The 15,662-nt window shown below is 74.5% G+C and carries 11 protein-coding genes; 8 read left to right on the top strand and 3 right to left on the bottom strand.

What is annotated here, in order from left to right; translation table 11 throughout:
• Positions 1 to 21: 21 nt before the first annotated feature.
• Positions 22 to 606, bottom strand: coding sequence for a TetR/AcrR family transcriptional regulator (locus tag OG774_RS27260; protein WP_274193861.1), 585 nt, complete (start codon positions 604 to 606; stop codon positions 22 to 24).
• A 134-nt stretch (positions 607 to 740) separates the two neighbouring features.
• Between OG774_RS27260 and OG774_RS27265 the strand changes: the two genes are divergently transcribed.
• The 3 genes from OG774_RS27265 to moeZ all read left to right on the top strand — a co-directional run bounded on the left by OG774_RS27265 (position 741) and on the right by moeZ (position 4,271).
• The gene (locus OG774_RS27265) at positions 741 to 1,979 is read left to right on the top strand and encodes an alpha/beta fold hydrolase (protein ID WP_328305460.1); all 1,239 of its coding nucleotides are present in this window, start codon (positions 741 to 743) and stop codon (positions 1,977 to 1,979) included.
• Positions 1,976 to 3,007, top strand: a complete 1,032-nt coding sequence (locus OG774_RS27270) for a DUF3152 domain-containing protein (protein WP_328305461.1) — start codon at positions 1,976 to 1,978, stop codon at positions 3,005 to 3,007. Before OG774_RS27265 ends, OG774_RS27270 begins: the two co-directional genes overlap by 4 nt.
• 88 nt (positions 3,008 to 3,095) lie before the next feature.
• On the top strand, positions 3,096 to 4,271 hold the full coding sequence (gene moeZ / locus OG774_RS27275; protein WP_328305462.1) for an adenylyltransferase/sulfurtransferase MoeZ: 1,176 nt from the start codon (positions 3,096 to 3,098) through the stop codon (positions 4,269 to 4,271).
• A gap of 153 nt (positions 4,272 to 4,424) precedes the next feature.
• Here moeZ and OG774_RS27280 read toward each other — a convergent pair whose 3' ends face one another.
• Positions 4,425 to 5,882, bottom strand: a complete 1,458-nt coding sequence (locus OG774_RS27280) for a cation:dicarboxylate symporter family transporter (RefSeq protein WP_328305463.1) — start codon at positions 5,880 to 5,882, stop codon at positions 4,425 to 4,427.
• Positions 5,883 to 6,004: 122 nt separating this feature from the next.
• On the opposite strand from OG774_RS27280, the gene OG774_RS27285 reads away from it, so the two are divergent.
• The gene (locus OG774_RS27285) at positions 6,005 to 6,712 is read left to right on the top strand and encodes a response regulator transcription factor (RefSeq protein WP_328305464.1); all 708 of its coding nucleotides are present in this window, start codon (positions 6,005 to 6,007) and stop codon (positions 6,710 to 6,712) included.
• On the opposite strand, the gene OG774_RS27290 is transcribed toward OG774_RS27285, so the two are convergent.
• The gene (locus tag OG774_RS27290) at positions 6,676 to 8,397 is read right to left on the bottom strand and encodes a sensor histidine kinase (protein WP_328305465.1); all 1,722 of its coding nucleotides are present in this window, start codon (positions 8,395 to 8,397) and stop codon (positions 6,676 to 6,678) included. The two genes, OG774_RS27285 and OG774_RS27290, sit on opposite strands and share 37 nt — an antisense overlap.
• A 528-nt stretch (positions 8,398 to 8,925) precedes the next feature.
• Here OG774_RS27290 and OG774_RS27295 point away from each other — a divergent pair.
• The 4 genes from OG774_RS27295 to OG774_RS27310 all read left to right on the top strand — a co-directional run bounded on the left by OG774_RS27295 (position 8,926) and on the right by OG774_RS27310 (position 15,626).
• Positions 8,926 to 12,909, top strand: a complete 3,984-nt coding sequence (locus tag OG774_RS27295; RefSeq protein WP_328305466.1) for a glycosyltransferase — start codon at positions 8,926 to 8,928, stop codon at positions 12,907 to 12,909.
• 135 nt (positions 12,910 to 13,044) lie between these two features.
• On the top strand, positions 13,045 to 13,743 hold the full coding sequence (locus OG774_RS27300) for a GntR family transcriptional regulator (RefSeq protein ID WP_328305468.1): 699 nt from the start codon (positions 13,045 to 13,047) through the stop codon (positions 13,741 to 13,743).
• Positions 13,744 to 13,767: 24 nt separating this feature from the next.
• Positions 13,768 to 14,121 (top strand): hypothetical protein, encoded by a 354-nt coding sequence (locus OG774_RS27305; protein ID WP_328305469.1) that lies wholly within the window; start codon positions 13,768 to 13,770, stop codon positions 14,119 to 14,121.
• Positions 14,118 to 15,626, top strand: coding sequence for a sodium:solute symporter family protein (locus OG774_RS27310; protein WP_328305470.1), 1,509 nt, complete (start codon positions 14,118 to 14,120; stop codon positions 15,624 to 15,626). The genes OG774_RS27305 and OG774_RS27310 overlap by 4 nt, the downstream gene beginning before the upstream one ends.
• Positions 15,627 to 15,662 lie beyond the last annotated feature (36 nt).

Consider the following 15,662-nt stretch of genomic DNA (forward strand, 5'->3'; position numbering starts at 1 on the left):
GACGATCACCCCTCCTGACCGCTATCCCTCTTGGCGGGGGAAGCCGCCGATGCCGCGCCAGGCGAGCTGGGACATCAGCGTGATCGCGTCCTCGCGGGGCGGCTGCAGGCCGGCGTCGAGCCAGTAGCGCGCGGCGGTGGTGGACAGGCCCACCAGCCCGACGGCGAGCAGGCGGGCGCGCTCGGGCTCGAGGCCCGCGTCGTTGGTGACGGCCTCGGTGACCGCGTCGATGCAGTCCGACGTCGCGCGGTCCACGAGCCCGGCGATCTCGGGCGTCGCCCGCGTGTCGGTCTCGAACACCAGGCGCATCGCGCCGTCGCGCGACGAGACGACGTCGAAGTAGGCCTGGATCGTGGCCTGCACGCGCGCCTTGTTGTCGGTGGTCGAGCGGATCGCGGCGCGCACCGTGCGCACCATGTCGTCCGCGGCGCCCTGCACGAGGGCGCGGTAGAGGTCGAGCTTGCCGGGGAAGTGCTGGTAGAGCACCGGCTTGCTGACCCCGGCGCGCTCGGCGATCTCGTCCATCGCCGCGGCGTGGTAGCCGTGGGCGCCGAACACCTCCCGCGCGGCGTCGAGCAGCTGGGCACGGCGCGCGGAGCGCGTCATGCGCGGACGGCCCGCGGCGGAGCCGGGACTCGCCCCCGGAAGGCTCGCGCGCCCGTTCATCCCAGTCCCCCGCTCGAACCGCATCGGCGGCTCGTGTGTGTCGGCCGCCCCGAACGCACGACCCTACCCATCGGGTGACGATCGTGTGGCGTTGCGCCACGCGGTCGACGCACCAGGACCCCGCCGGCGAGCGGCGCCGGTCGTCCGCCGTCCACGTGCGCGTCACCGTGACGTCGCCGCGGGGACACCGCATGATGGTGAGCGTGATCGTCCGCCGCTCCGTGCCGTCCACCGGACCGGTCCCCCTCGCCGACCCCGCCGCGCTCGCCCCGATCGGCACCCCCGCGGCGCCGACGCCGTACTGGCCGGGCCGGGAGGTCGCGGCCGGCGGGGTGACGCTGCACGTCCGCGAGACGCCGGGGCCCGGGACGGGCGGGACCGCGGTCTACGTCCACGGCCTCGGGGGCTCGGCGAACAACTGGACCGAGCTCGCCGCCGCCCTCGCGGGCCGCTGCCACGGGTACGCCGTCGACCTGCCCGGGTTCGGCCGCACGCGCCCGCCGTCGACGGGCGACTACCGGCCCGCGGCGCACGCGGACACGGTCGTCGCGTACCTCGAGGACCTCCACCGGCAGGGGTCCGGGCCCGTGCACCTGCTCGGCAACTCGCTCGGCGGCGCGGTGTCCCTGCTCGTCGCCGCCGCACGTCCCGACCTGGTGCGCACGCTGACCCTCGTCAGCCCGGCCATGCCCGACCTGCGGCCGCTGCCCTCACGCCTCGGCGGCAGGCGCGCGGCGCTGGCGCTGCTGCCCCTGCTCGGGGGACGCGCCCGGGCCGAGCAGGCGGCGCGCACGCCCCGCGACCGGCTCGCCCACACCATGGCGCTCTGCCACGCCGACCCGGACGCGGTCGGCCCGCACGCCTTCGCCATGGCCGCCGCGGAGGCGGAGGAGCGCGCGGAGCTCGCGTGGGCGCCCGAGGCGCTGCACCGCTCGTTCCTGGGGCTGGTGGGCACGTGGATCGCGCCGCGGTCGCGCTCGCTGTGGGCCGCCGCCGCGCAGGTCACGGCGCCGACGCTGGTGGTGTGGGGCGAGCTGGACCGTCTCGTCGGCGTGGGACGCGCCGCCCGCACCGCCGCAGCGCTGCCGGCCGGGCGCCTGCTGCGCCTGTCCGGTGTGGGTCACGTCGCCCAGATCGAGCGCCCCGAGATCGTCGCGAGGGCCGTCCTCGGGCTGGTCGACGGCGCCGCGGACGGGTCGTGGCCGGCCGCGGGACCTGCGGCCACCCGGTCCGGCACACAGACAGATGATGATCTCGTCCGCGCGGGCGTCGGGCGGTCCGGCCACACCCCGTGTGGGACAGTTCCCGTGTGACCCGGCCGGCGCGGCGCCCTGCCGGCGGGGAGGACGCGTCCGCCGACTCCTCGCCCGACCTCCCGTACCCGGGTGACGGTCGCGGCGCGCGCGGAGGCCGTGCGGAGCGCCCCGCCGCCACCGCGGTCCGCGAGCGTGCGGGCTCCGGACGTGGTCCCGCGCGTGGACGCGCCCGGTCCGGCCCGGCCACCTCGGTGCTGCGCTCCTGGCGGACGTGGGTGGTCCCGGCGCTCGTGGTGCTCACCGTGCTCGCCGTCGTCGAGGCCGTGTCCCCCGACGGCGACGCCGGCTCGGCCTCGCCGCTGCTCGCGCCGCCGACGGCCGCACCGGTGGTGGGCGAGGCCCCGCCCGGCGCCGGGCAGAACGTCGACATCCCCACCGCGGAGCTGCCCGCGGGCGGCGCGTTCCCCGTGACGGGCTCCGGCACGTGGCACGTCATCCCGGGCACCACGCCCCAGGCCGGCACGGGGCGCGTCTACACGTACACCGTCGAGGTCGAGAACGGCGCCGTCCTCCCCGAGGGCGACCAGGCCTTCGCCACGGCCGTCGACGCCACGCTCACCGACCCGCGGAGCTGGGTCGGCTCCGGGCAGATCGCCGTACGGCGCATCGACACCGGCGACCCCGACTTCCGCGTCAGCCTGTCGGCGCAGATGACCGCGCGCGGCCAGTGCGGCTACGCGATCCGGTACGAGGCGTCGTGCTGGAAGTCCGACATCGGGCGCGTGCTCATCAACGGCGCGCGATGGGTGCGCGGCGCCGGCGCGTTCGACGGGCAGCTCGGCCTGTACCGCCAGTACGCGATCAACCACGAGGTCGGGCACGTCTTCAACAACCCGCACGTGCCCTGCCCCGTCAACGGCGCCCTGGCGCCGGTGATGATGCAGCAGAGCTTCGGCACGGCGAACGACTACCTCGCGCAGCTCACCGAGGAGAACCCGCAGGGCACGCAGATCCCGCGCGACGGGAAGACGTGCCAGCCCAACGCGTGGCCGTACCCGCAGGGCGCCGTCGCCCCCGCCGGCTGAACCACCGGTCAGGAACAATCCCGGGGGCCGCGACGGTTGTGCGTGATGAGGACCTAAGCATCGAAACCGACAGGAGTTGAGGGCCGTCATGGCATCCCTGCCGCCCCTGGTGGAGCCGGCCGCGGAGCTGACCAAGGACGAGGTCGCCCGGTACAGCCGCCACCTGATCATCCCCGACGTCGGCGTCGAGGGTCAGAAGCGCCTGAAGAACGCCAAGGTGCTCGTCGTCGGTGCGGGCGGCCTGGGCAGCCCGGCGCTGCTCTACCTGGCCGCCGCCGGCGTGGGCACCCTCGGTGTCGTCGACTTCGACGTCGTCGACGAGTCCAACCTGCAGCGCCAGGTGATCCACGGGCAGTCCGACATCGGCAAGCCGAAGGCGCAGTCGGCGAAGGAGTCGGTCGCCGAGATCAACCCGCTCGTCACGGTGAACCTCCACGAGGTCCCGCTGGACTCGTCGAACGCGCTGGACATCTTCCGCGACTACGACCTGATCCTCGACGGCACGGACAACTTCGCGACGCGCTACCTCGTCAACGACGCGGCGGTGCTGCTCGGCAAGCCGTACGTCTGGGGCTCGATCTTCCGCTTCGAGGGCCAGGTCTCGGTCTTCTGGGAGGACGCCCCGAACGGCCAGGGCCTGAACTACCGGCACCTCTACCCCGAGCCCCCGCCGCCGGGCATGGTCCCGTCGTGCGCCGAGGGCGGCGTGCTGGGCGTGCTGTGCGCGTCGATCGGTTCGATCATGGTCACCGAGGCGATCAAGCTGATCACCGGCATCGGCGACACCCTGCTCGGCCGTCTCAAGATCTATGACGCGCTCGACATGGAGTACCGCGAGGTGAAAATCCGTCGCGACCCGAACGCCGCGGAGATCACCGAGCTGATCGACTACGAGGCGTTCTGCGGCACCGTCTCCGACGACGCCCAGACGGCGGCGGTCGGCAACACGATCACCGCGCCCGAGCTCAAGGAGAAGATGGACGCGGGCGACAAGTTCGAGCTCATCGACGTCCGTGAGCCGCACGAGTGGGAGATCGTGAAGATCCCCGGTGCCAAGCTGATCCCGAAGGACAAGATCCTCTCGGGCGAGGCGTTCGCCGAGATCCCCCAGGACCGCCAGACGATCCTGTACTGCAAGTCGGGCGTCCGCTCCGCCGAGGCCCTCTCGGCGCTGCACAAGGCCGGCTTCTCCAACGCCGTCCACGTCGGCGGCGGCGTCACCGGCTGGGCCCAGCAGGTCGACACCACGCTGCCGACGTACTGAGGCGCGGCCCCCGGACACGGAACGAACGCGCCGTTCGCTGCGATAGGAGCAGCGAACGGCGCGTTCGTGTCTTTGGGGCCGCGGTGGCGGGTCGCAGCGAAGGACGCCCCGACTGCGTCGCACGCAGCCGGGGTGACCCTCGCTCCCCTTCCGTCAGGCGCTCGCGCCCGCCGCGGCCGGGGTGCGGTCGGCCGGGCGGTCGGTGTCCTCGTCGACCTCGTCGTCGCCCCGGTGGGTCTCCTGCTCGATGGCGTCGCGGACGAGCTCGGGATCGTCGAGCGCGGCCTGGAAGCGCTCGTCGTCGCGGTCGCCGTTCCACCCCGAGATGACCATGACGGCGACGGTGTTGCCGATGACGTTGGTCAGCGCGCGACCCTCGCTCATGATGCGGTCGATGCCGGCGATGATCGCGATGCCGATGGCGATCGACTCGGTGGTGTAGAAGTCACCGCCGAACGCCTGCAGCGAGGCCGCGAGGGTCACCAGGCCCGCGCCGGAGACGCCGGCCGCGCCCTTGGACGTCAGCAGCATCAGCGCGACGAGACCGATCTGGACGCCCCAGGGCAGGTCCTGCCCGCCGGCCTGGGCGATGAACAGTGCCGCCATCGTCAGGTAGATGCACGTGCCGTCGAGGTTGAACGAGTACCCGGTGGGCAGCACCATGCTCACCGTCGAGCGCGAGGCCCCGGCCGACTCGAGCTTGGCCAGCAGGCGCGGCAGCACCGTCTCCGACGAGGACGTGCCGACGATGATGAGGATCTCGTCCTTGATCATCCGGATCAGCTTGAAGATGTTGAACCCGGAGTACGCGGCGACCCCGCCGAGGATCACGACCACGAACAGCGCGCACGTGCCCCAGAAGGTGACCATCAGCGCGGCCAGGTTGCCGAGGCTCTCGCCGCCGAGCGCGCCGACGGTGTAGGCGATCCCGCCGAACGCCGCGAGGGGCGCGAGGAACATGATCAGCCGGATCATGCCGAAGATGACCTTGGCGAAGAGGTCGATGCCGCCGACCACGCGCTTGCGCAGCGCCGGCGCGAGCATCGACGTCGCCGCGGCCACGAGGATCGCCAGCACCAGGACGCGCAGGATCTCGTTCTCGACGAACGGACCGACGAAGCTGTCGGGCAGCAGCGTGTTGGTGATGAACCCGATCGCGCCGCCCTCGTCGCCGCCGCTGGCCACGTCGGCCTGCGCCTCGGCGAGCGTCTCGGGGTCGGGCGGGATGGGCGGGAAGCCCGCGCCCGGCTCGACGATGTTGACGACGATCAGCCCGAGCCCGAGGGCCAGCAGCGTCATGAGCAGGAAGTACGCCAGCGCCCGCGCCGCGATCCCGCCCGCGGCGGCGAGGCTGCCGATCGAGGCGATGCCGACGATCACGGTGCAGAAGATGACCGGCGCCGTGATCATCTTGATCAGCTGGATGAAGATGTCGGGCAGGAACTTCAGGTCCGACGCGAAGTCGGGCGCGGCGAGGCCGACCACGACGCCGGCCGTGATGCCCACCACCACCCAGAACCACAGCTGGGTCCAGACCCCGCGCCGTCGGGAGCCTCCGGAGCTCCCTCCGGAGCCCGGCGCGGGCCCCGCGTCCGCTGCCTGCGTCGACATCGTCGTCTCCTCTGCCCTGGGGTGGCGTGCGTCTCACCTGGCAGGTGAGGCTAAGGCGGGTGTGAGGCGTCGGCGACGTGAACGCCGCGGAGTTGCGCACGAGTTGAGGAACGGGGTGGGCCGTGCTGGTCGTGCTGGTCGAGGACAGTGCGCCCGTCCGCGACGCCCTCACGGCCGCGCTGCGCGCCGCGGGATACCGCGTGTCCGCCGTCGGCAGCGGGAAGGCGGCGCTCGAGGCCGTCGCGGGCCCCGGGGCCGCCGCCGACCCGCCCGACCTCGTGCTGCTGGACATGGGGCTGCCCGACCTCGACGGCGTCGAGGTGTGCCGCCGGCTGCGGGCCCGGTCGACGGTGCCGATCATCGCCGTGACCGCCCGCGGCCACCAGCAGGCGCGGGTGCTCGGGCTGCGCAGCGGGGCCGACGACTACGTCGTCAAGCCCTTCGCCATCGACGAGCTCACCGCGCGCATGGACGCCGTACTGCGCCGCAGTGCCGGGCACGTCGTCGCCCCGGTGATCGAGGCCGGGCCGGTGCGCATCGACCTGTCGCGCCGCGTCGTCGAGGTCTCGGGCCGCGAGGTGACCCTGCGGCGCAAGGAGTTCGACCTGCTCGCGGCCCTCGCCCGCCGTGACGGCGCCGTCGTCTCCCGGGCCGACCTGCTCGACGACGTCTGGGGCCTCGCCCCCGACGACCCGGGGCGGGAGCAGGGCCTGCACTCGCTCGAGGTCCACGTCGCCGCGCTGCGCGGCAAGCTCGACGCCCCCGGCGCGGTGGTCACGGTCCGGGGGGTCGGCTACCGGCTGGCCGCGGGGGAGTCGACCGGGGACTGAGCCGGCCGAGGGCTGATGGGCAGCCGCACGGTGAAGACGGTGCCGCGGCCGTCCTCGCCCGCCCCGACCTCGACGCTGCCGCCGCGCCGGTCGACGACGCGGCGCACGAGGGCGAGGCCGAGGCCGCGTCCGTCTCGGCGTCCTTCCTCGGCGTGCTTGGTGGACCAGCCCGGCGTGAACGCCGCCTCCGCGTCGGCGAGGCCCGGCCCGTCGTCGGCGACCCGGACGACGACCGCCCCGTCCTCGACGTGCAGGTCGAGCTCCACCACGCCGCCGCCCCGTCCGTCGTGGGCGCTCTCGAGCGCGGCGTCCAGGGCGTTGTCGAGGAGGTTGCCGACGACGGTGACGCGGTCGGTCGAGGCCTGCTCGTCCCCGGTGTCGGCAGGGTCGAGCGCGGTGCCCTCCCCGATGCGCAGCGCGAGCCCCCGGTCGCGGGCGTCGGTGGCCTTGTCCAGCACGAGCGCGGCGAGCGCGGGGTCCGCGAGACGGTCCCGCAGGTCCCCGTCGCCCGCGCCGTGACCGGTCCCGTCCCCGGCATCGAGGAGGTCGCGGGTCCAGCGCTGGGCCAGGTCGCGGGCGTCGTCCTGGGCGCCGAGCTCGATGAGCGTCGACACCGCCTGCAGGTGGTTCGCGTGCTCGTGGGCGGCGAAGCGCAGCGCGCGGGTGACCGAGCGGGCGTCGTCGAGCTCGCGCGTCATCGCCTCCAGCTCGGTGCGGTCCCGCAGGGTGACGACCAGGTCCGGCGCCGGCCCGGCCACCTCCGCCCGGTTGACCAGCAGGAGCCGCTCGCCCACGAGCATCGTCTCGTCGGTGACGGGGGAGCGGTCGGCGAGCCGCTCGCGCAGGGCGGGGTCGACGCCGAGCTCGTCGAGCGTCGGCCCGGCCGCGCGCGAGGGCGCGAGCGTGGCGGGCAGGCCCAGGAGCCGGGCGGCCTCGGCGTTGAGCACCACCACCCGCCCGGATTCCGCGTCGAGCACCAGCAGGCCCTCGCGCATCGCGGCCATCACGGCCTCGTGGTGGCGGTGCAGGGCGGTGATCTCGTGCGGCTCGAGGCCCAGGGTGTCGCGCTTGACCCGGCGCGCCGCGAGCCAGGCGAGCCCCACCCCCAGGGCGATCGCGACCGCGGCCGCCAGCGCGAGCACCGCGAGCTCCCGGGCGATCCGGTCGGCCACCTGCACACGCAGCTGACCGGCCGCGACCATCCCCACGACGGTGCCGTCCGCCCCGAGCACCGGCACGATCGCCCGTACCGAGAGCCCGAGGGTGCCGGGGAACGTCTCCACGAGCGTCGCGCCGCCGGCGGCGGGCAGGAACGTGCCCTGGTAGGTCTCGCCGATCCGCGCCGGCTCGGGGTGGCTCAGGCGGGTGCCGGCCGGGTCCATGACGGTGACGAACGAGACGCCGGTGCCGGCGCGCGTCGCCTCCGCGGCGGCCTGGATGCGCGGCACGTCCCGGGCGGCCACGGCGTCGGCCAGCCCCGGCGACGCCGCGAGCGCCACGGACACCGCGAGGACCTTGTCCGCGGCGTCGCGCTCGATCGTCTGCCGGGTGCTCCAGGCGCTCACCCCGCCCGCGATCACGGCGGTCAGCACGACGGTGACGATCTCCAGCACGAGCAGCCGGCGCACCAGCCGCGAGCCCCCGCGGTCCCGGGTGTCCGGGGGGTCGGTCGACGGGGCGCTCACCGGCCGACCGTCGCGCCCCGGGGCCGCGCGCGCAAGCGTGGGTCCGGTCCGGGTGGGCGTCCTGGTTGCGGAGAGCGACGGGTGCGCGAGCGACCCGGATGATCACGCTGCGCCACCGTCCTGCCGGTCCGTGCGCGGTCCCGGCCCCCGCGCGTGGGCCCGCGGATCCGGGCGGATCGGACGCCCGCGACGGAGCGGACCGCACGGGCGCCCTCCGGGCCCGGGCGGCGCTCGGTGCCCTGCTCAGCGGGGGATCGCCGTCGTGCGTGCCGACCCGGCCCCGCGGGCGCTCCGGAGAACCGGACACCGTGGGACAGGGCGACACGGAGCGGCACGGAACCGGCGGGGATCGGGGCTGGAACGCTCCCACGCCGCGTGACCGGTCGAGCGCCCCGGATATCGTCCTGTGCACGACGAGGTGACGGTCCGGACACGGTCGTGCCGCGGTGGGGCGGGAGGGGGTGACGCAGCGTGGTGAACAGGCGCCCGCGGTCGGCGGCCCCGAGACGCCGGTGGGGCGTCTGGACGATGACCGGCGTCCTCGTCCTGATGGTGCTGACCGTGCTGACGGTCTCGGGCCTGGTGAGCTCCAGCATCGGCAACGACGCCCACGCCCGCGCGCCCGAGGGTCACGAGAGCGTGCCGGCGGCGATCAGCGCCGGCGGCCCGATCATCGACGCCCGCACGGACCCGGTGCGCTCGGGCCGGCTGCCCGACCGCACCGTCGCCCTGACGTTCGACGACGGCCCCGACCCCGTCTGGACCCCGGAGATCCTCGAGGTGCTCGCGCGCCACCGGGTGCCCGGCACGTTCTTCGTCGTCGGCTCGATGGTCGCCCGGCACCCCGACATGGCCCAGCGGGTCGTCGCGTCGGGCTCCGAGATCGGCGTCCACACCTTCACGCACCCCGACCTCGCCGGCGTGTCCGAGCTGCGCCGCGACCGCGAGATCGCCGACACCGAGCTGGCGATCGCCGGCGCGACCGGCGTCTCCACCCACCTCGTGCGCCCGCCGTTCTCGTCGACCTCCGACGCCCTCGACGACCCGGGGTACGGCACCGTGCTCGCCGCCGGCCGCCAGGGCTACGTCACGGTGCTCACCGACGTCGACGGCGAGGACTGGCAGCGCCCCGGCGTCGACGCGATCGTCCGCAACGCGACCCCGCAGAACGGCGCGGGCGCGACGGTGCTGCTGCACGACGCCGGCGGCGACCGCGCGCAGACCGTCGCCGCCCTCGACCGGCTGATCCCGCAGCTGCAGGCCCAGGGCTACCGGTTCGCCACCGTCAGCGACGCCGCGGGTCTCGGGCCCCACGGGCAGCCCGCGCCGTCGCGAGACCGCATGGTGGGGCAGGGCCTGCTGGCCACGGTCGGCGTCGCGCAGGGCGTCGTGACCCTGATGAAGATCGCGCTGATCGGCGTCGGCGGCCTGGTGATCGCGCGGCTGGTCGTGATGCTGGTGGTGGCCCGCCGGCACGCGAAGCGGCGGCGCGACCCGTCGTTCTCGTGGGGCGAGCCGGTCACGGACCCGGTGTCGGTGGTCGTGCCGGCCTACAACGAGTCCGAGAACATCGAGGCGACCGTCCGCTCGATCCTCGCGAACGACCATCCCCTCGAGGTCGTGGTGGTCGACGACGGCTCCACCGACGGCACCGCCGACCTGCTCGAGGACCTCGCCCTGCCCCGGGTGCGCGTCGTGCGCCAGGCCAACGCCGGCAAGTCCGCGGCGCTCAACCGGGGCGTGGCGGCCGCGAAGCACGACCTCATCGTCATGATCGACGGCGACACGATCTTCCAGCCGGACACGGTGGCGCAGCTCGTGGCGCCGTTCGCCGACCCCGCGATCGGCGCGGTCGCCGGCAACGTCAAGATCGCCAACCGCGTCCGCCTGATCCCGCGGATGCAGCACCTCGAGTACGTCGTCGGCTTCAACGTCGACCGGCGCGTGCAGGACACCTGGGGCGCGATCTCGACGATCCCCGGCGCGGCGGGCGCGTTCCGTCGCGAGGCCGTGCAGGAGGTCGGCGGGCTCTCCTCGGACACCCTCGCCGAGGACACCGACCTCACCATCGCGCTCGGGCGCGCGGGCTGGCGTGTCGTGTACGCCGAGCGTGCGCTCGCCTGGACCGAGGCCCCGGTCTCGGCCGGCCAGCTGTGGCGCCAGCGGTTCCGCTGGAGCTACGGGACCATGCAGGCGCTCTGGAAGCACCGCCGTGCGCTGCGGGAACGCGGCGCGTCGGGCCGCATGGGGCGCCTCGGGCTCGCCCACATCGGGATCTTCCACGTCGCCCTGCCGCTGGCGGCCCCGCTGGTCGACCTGCTCTTCGTCTACGGGCTGCTCTTCGGCGACCCGGCGGTGGCGCTGCTGCTGTGGGGCTCGATGCTGCTGCTGCAGCTGATCGCCGGCGTGCTCGCGTTCCGGATGGACGGCGAGCCGCTCGGGCCGCTCTGGGCCCTGCCGGTGCAGCAGATCATGTACCGCCAGCTCATGTACGTGGTGCTGGTCCAGGCCGTGATCAGCGCGCTCACCGGCGCGGGTGTGCGCTGGCAGAAGCTCCAGCGCACCGGCGCCGTCGCCGAGCACCTCGCGCCCGCGGCCCCGGCCCCGGTGCGATCGGACACGCGGCTCGGCGACGACGGGCGCTCGCGCCCCGCGGCCGACCGCCTGCCCGCCCCGGCGGCCGCGCGCGGGCCGGCGCCGGACGCCGAGCCCGCGGAACCCGCCGCGACGCGCGCCCCGCGCACCGGCGGTGGCCGCGAACGGTGGCTCGACCTGCTGCGCGCCGGCGCGCTGATCCGCGTCGTGACCTACCACGCCTTCGGCGACGGCTGGATGAGCATGGTGTTCCCGTCGATGGGCGTCATGTTCGCCCTCGGGGGGTCGCTCATGGTGCAGTCGCTGCGCCGCGGCGAGGCCCTCGACGTCATCGGTCACCGGCTGCGTCGCCTGCTGCCCCCGCTGTGGTTCTTCGGTCTGCTCGCCGTGCCCCTGATGCTGTGGCACGGCTGGGCCGGGCAGGACGCCGACGGTTCGGTGACGTCGCCGCTCGTGTGGTCGGACCTCCTGTACTGGGTCTTCCCGCTGGTCGACCCGCCGGGCAGCGACTGGGGCTCCGACGCGGTCGTCGGCCTCTGGTACATCCGCGCCTACCTGTGGTTCGTGCTGCTCACGCCGCTGATGCTGTGGGTGTTCCGGCGGCGCCCGCTGGTTGCGCTGTCGGTGCCGCTGCTCGTCGTCGGCCTCGACGCGGTGCTCGGGTCGCCGATGGGCGAGTGGGGCGCGATCGGCCCCGTGCTCGTCGACGGAGCCACGTTCGCCGCCTGCTGGATGCTCGGCTTCGCCCACCGCGACGGCACGCTGCGCAAGCTGCCCGTCCTCCTCGCCTGGGGCGGCGCCGCCGTCCTCGTCGTGGGCGGCCTGGCCTGGGCGTTCACCCACCCCGCAGGCGACATCGGCATCGACCTCAACGACATCCCGTTCGCCCAGGCCCTGGTCTCCTTCGGTGCGGTGCTGCTCGTGCTGCGGTTCAACCCGGCGGTCGCGTGGCTGGAGCGGGTGCCGCTGCTCGGGCGCCTGGTCACCGTCGTCAACGCCCGGGCGATCACGATCTACCTGTGGCACAACGTGGCCATCGCGGTCTCGCCCTCGATCGGCGACGTCCTCGGCCGGGAGTCCGAGGGCCAGCACTTCGCGATCGCCGTCGTCCTGGTCGTCGTCAGCGTGCTCGCGTTCGGCTGGGTCGAGGACCTCGCCGCGGGGCGGTCGCTCTCGCTGCTGCCGAACAGCGGCGGCGGGGCCCGTCGCCCGGCCCGTCGTGCCGCCGCGGGCCCTCGGCCGCCGGTGATCCCCAACGACGTCGAGAACGTGGTCACGTCGGCGCTGTCGCAGGGCTCGCTGCGCGCGCTCGTCGGCCGGGTCGTCGGGGCTGCGCCGCCCTCGGGGCACGCCGACCGCGTCGCCGCGGTCCTGCCCCGCCCAGGGCAGCCGCGCCCAGGACAGACCGGCGTCGACCGGCCGCCCTCGGGACAGCCCGTCGCCGACCCGCCCCGCCCGTCCTCCACCGAGGCGCCTCGTGCGGCACCCGCGCCGCCGTCGCGGCCGGCGCCGCGCGGGGCTCCGGTCCCGACCGGCGGCGCCCGCCGTCCCGTGCCGTCGTCCCCGCCGACCGGCGTGCCGGTCCCGGTGGGGGCCCGGGGTGCTGTCGGCTCCGCGGGCCCGGGCACCGGTCGCTACACCCCGGTGCCGCGCACGCCGGCGGTCCCCGGTGTGCCGGTCCCCGTGCCCGCCCCGCCGCCTCCGCTGCCCTCTCCCACGCCCACCCCGCCCCGGCCGTCCCGTACGCCCGACGCGGCGACCGGGGTCGTGCCGAGCCGTCCTCGGGACCACGACCCGGTGCTGTCGTTCCGCGAGGGGACAGGGGACGCGGCGGGGGATGCGGCGACGGCGAACCGGCCGGGCGGACGTCCCGGCCGGCACAGCCGGCGTGGCGACGGCCCGGCGCCGCGACGCTGACATCGGCCTCACAGGCGCCACACACGCCGCCACGCTTGTGTACAAGCGCGCCCGCGTGCCCTGATTCGTCCCGGCCGATGCCTTGTCTGTGACTGTTCGTCCTCCTAGCTTGTGCACAGAGCGAGGAGGTGTCGGGTGTCTCAGTCGGCGGTGCGGGTCCACGAGGAGCTGCGGGGCGACATCCTCGGCGGTCGCTGCGAGCCGGGTTCCCGACTGCGGGAGGAGGAGCTCGCCGATCGCTTCGGCCTGAGCCGCACCCCCGTCCGCGAGGCGCTGCGCCGGCTGGAGGCCGACGGGCTCGTGACCGTCACCCCGCGCCGCGGGGCCGAGGTCGTGCGCTGGCGCGACGACGACCTCGCCGAACTCGTGGAGCTGCGCGCCCTCCTCGAGGGTCACGCCGCCCGGCGCGCGGCCGTCAGCGGAGGTGTCGACCTCGTCGCGCTGACCGAGCTCTGCGAGCGCATGGAGGCGGAGGCGCTCCCGGGCACGGAGCCGGGGGACGGCGCCGATGAGATTACCCGACTGAACATGGAGCTGCACCGCGCGGTGCACCGGGCCGGCGGGAAGCTGCTGCCCGACCTGCTCGCGCGGCTCATCGACGTGCCGGTGGTCCGCCGGACCTTCCACACCTACTCCGAGGCCGAGCTGCGCCGCAGCTCTGCCCAGCACCGTGAGCTCGTCGACGCCCTCGCCGCCGGCGACGGCGACTGGGCGGCCGCGGTGATGCAGGCCCACATCCGCGCGGCCGGCGCCACCCTGCGCGCCCGGCGCGCCCCCGACCCCGACCCCGGATCCCGCGGGGGCACCGGGCAGGCCGACGACGGCGGCCGCTGACCGCCGGAACCGACGGGAGGACCGATGGACCGAGGACGTTCCACATCGCCCGATCCGGCGCCCGATCCGGCGCCCGATCCGGCGCCCGACCCGGCGCCGCACGCCGGGGGACCACCGACTCCGGCCCGGCCGCTGCGCGAGCCGATCCGCAGTCCCCGGCTGTGGATCGCCATGGCCGTCGTGATCCTTGCGGGCGTGCCCCTGTACCTGCCGACGGGCTCGATCCGCCCGCTCGTGGGTGGGGTGCCCTACTGGCTGCTGATCAGCGTCGCGGCGACGCTGGCGTTCAGCGCCCTGACGTGCTGGGCCTGCCTGCGCGACTGGAACCTCGCCGAGCCCGCCGAGGAAGCGGCCGCACGCGAGGAGGCGACGTCGTGAACGACCTGACGTTCTCCGGCACCAGCGGGGTGCTCGTCCTCTCCGCCTATGCCGTGATCATGTTGGTCATCGGGTGGTGGGCCGGGCGTGGCACCACGTCGAGCTCGGCGCGCAGCTACTACCTCTCCGGGAGCGGCCTCGGCTTCGTCGCGCTGTTCTTCACGCTCTATGCGACGCAGTACAGCGGCAACTCCATCGTGGGCTACGCGCCCGAGGCGTACCGGTCGGGCTTCACGTGGTGGCAGTCGGTGCCGTTCATGGTCGCCGTCATCGCGGCGTACCTGATCTTCGCGCCGCGGCTCTACGTCATCGCCAAGCGCGAGGGCTTCATCACCCCCATCGACTGGGTCCGGCACCGGTTCGGCAAGGGCAAACTGACGATCCTGGCCGCCGTGCTCATGCTCTGGGGCCTCGCCAACTACCTGCTCGAGCAGCTGGTGGCGATGGGCCAGGGGATCTCCGGGCTGACCGGCGCGACGATCCCCTACGAGGTCGGCGTCATCGCGTTCGTCCTCGTCATGCTGATCTACTCGTGGTCGGGCGGGATGCGCGCCGTGGCGCTCACCGACGTCATGCAGGGCATCGCGCTGCTCGTCGGGGTCGCGGTACTGCTGTTCGGGGCCCTCTACCTCGTCGGCGGCGACGTCACGGGTGTGACCGCGACCTTGGCCGACACCGACCCGGAGAAGGTCGCCGTGCCCGCCACCGCCGACTCCGTCGAGTGGCTGTCGATGATCGTCCTCATCGGGTTGGGCGCTGCGGTGTACCCGCACGCGATCCAGCGCATCTACGCGGCGCGCAGCGAGCGCACGCTCAAGCGCTCGCTCGCGGTCATGGCGTGGATGCCGCTGCTGACCACCGCGGTCGTGTTCGTGGTGGGCATCGTCGGCACCCAGCTCTTCCCCGGTCTGTCCGAGGACGACTCCGAGCAGCTCGTCGGAATGATCGCCAACGAGGTCGCGGGGCTCGGTGTCTTCTTCTACATCATGATGATCCTGCTGTTCGGCGGGGTCGTGGCGGCCATCGTGTCGACCGCCGACTCGGCGCTGCTGGCGTTCTCGTCGGTGGTCGCCCGTGACGTCTACGGCCGGCACGTCAACCCGGCCGCGCCGGAGAAGCGCCAGGTGCTCGTCGGCAAGATCGCGGGAGTCGTCGCCGTCGCGATCCTCCTCGTGATCGCCTGGAACCCGCCGGGCACGCTCTACGACATCTTCGTGCTCAAGTTCGAGCTGATCGTGCAGCTCGCCCCGGTGTTCATGCTCGGCCTGTACTGGCGGCGCATGGCGGCGGGTCCGGCGTTCTGGGGGATGCTCGCCGGCGCGCTGATCGCCGGCGGCCTCACCGTCGCCGGCGTCGACGACCTCGGCGGCGTGCCGGGCGGGCTGCTCGGGCTCGCGGTGAACGTCGGGGTCTGCGTGATCGGGTCCCTGGTGGTCGGGCGCCCCGACGACAGCCCGTCCGAGGACCCGATGCCGGCGCAGGAGGCCACGGTCGGGGCGGCCTGAGTCCCTGCTCGCCCCTCGGCACGGCGGTGCCGGACG

This window comes from Actinomycetospora sp. NBC_00405 (assembly GCF_036044095.1).
In the GTDB taxonomy this organism is placed as follows: domain Bacteria; phylum Actinomycetota; class Actinomycetes; order Mycobacteriales; family Pseudonocardiaceae; genus Actinomycetospora; species Actinomycetospora callitridis.

Coding starts and splice junctions, on each gene's coding strand:
- OG774_RS27260 (WP_274193861.1), bottom strand. CDS start 606: ATGACGCGCTCCGCGCGCCGTGCCCAGCTGCTCGACGCCGCGCGGGAG.
- moeZ (WP_328305462.1), top strand. CDS start 3,096: ATGGCATCCCTGCCGCCCCTGGTGGAGCCGGCCGCGGAGCTGACCAAG.
- OG774_RS27280 (WP_328305463.1), bottom strand. CDS start 5,882: ATGTCGACGCAGGCAGCGGACGCGGGGCCCGCGCCGGGCTCCGGAGGG.
- OG774_RS27295 (WP_328305466.1), top strand. CDS start 8,926: ATGACCGGCGTCCTCGTCCTGATGGTGCTGACCGTGCTGACGGTCTCG.
- OG774_RS27305 (WP_328305469.1), top strand. CDS start 13,768: ATGGACCGAGGACGTTCCACATCGCCCGATCCGGCGCCCGATCCGGCG.